We start from the raw sequence: 811 nt of genomic DNA on the forward strand, positions 1-811 counted from the left end.
GGCCGCGGTGTGGGGTCTGGTGCGGGCGGCGCGGGCGGAGAACCCGGGCCGGTTCGTGCTGGTCGACGTCGACGGCACGGACGAGTCCTGGGCCGTCGTGGCGGCTGCGTTGACGTCCGGCGAGCCGGAAGCCGCGGTGCGCGGTGGCGTGGTGTTCGTCCCGCGGCTGGTGCGTGCGGGGTCCGGTGGGGCGTTGGCGGTTCCGGTGGAGGAGTCCGCCTGGCGGCTGGACATCGTGGAGAAGGGCACGCTGGAGGGGCTGGCGCTGCGTGGTGTTCCGTCGTCCGGTGAGTTGGCGGATCAGCAGGTGCGGATCGCCGTCCGTGCGGCGGGTGTGAACTTCCGTGATGTGCTCAACGCGCTCGGTATGTATCCGGGGGATGCGAAGGACTTCGGTCTGGAGGGTGCGGGTGTGGTGACCGAGGTCGGCCCCGGGGTGTCGGGGCTGGCGGTCGGTGACCGGGTGTTCGGGATGTTCTCGGGTGCGTTCGGGCCGGTGGCGGTGGCGGATGCGCGGACGGTGGCGCGGGTGCCCGCGGGGTGGTCGTTCGCGGAGGCGGCGTCGGTGCCGATCGTGTTCCTGACGGCGTATTACGCGCTGACGGATTTGGGTGCGGTGCAGCCGGGTGAGTCGGTGCTGGTGCACGCGGCTGCGGGTGGTGTGGGCATGGCCGCGGTGCAGTTGGCGCGGCATCTGGGTGCGGAGGTGTTCGGTACGGCGAGTGCCGGCAAGTGGGGCACTCTGCGGGGCCTGGGGTTGGACGAGGCACACATCGCGTCGTCCCGGGATCTGGCGTTCGAGGGCGCGTTC

Annotated in this window: 1 protein-coding gene; it reads left to right on the top strand. The window is 72.0% G+C overall.

Annotated features, from left to right (window positions below; translation table 11 throughout):
- Window positions 1-811: alcohol dehydrogenase catalytic domain-containing protein (locus tag AQJ58_RS40085; RefSeq protein WP_159056425.1), on the top strand; the 811-nt coding region annotated here is incomplete at both ends.

The organism is Streptomyces sp. DSM 15324, assembly GCF_001514285.1.
Lineage (GTDB): Bacteria > Actinomycetota > Actinomycetes > Streptomycetales > Streptomycetaceae > Streptomyces.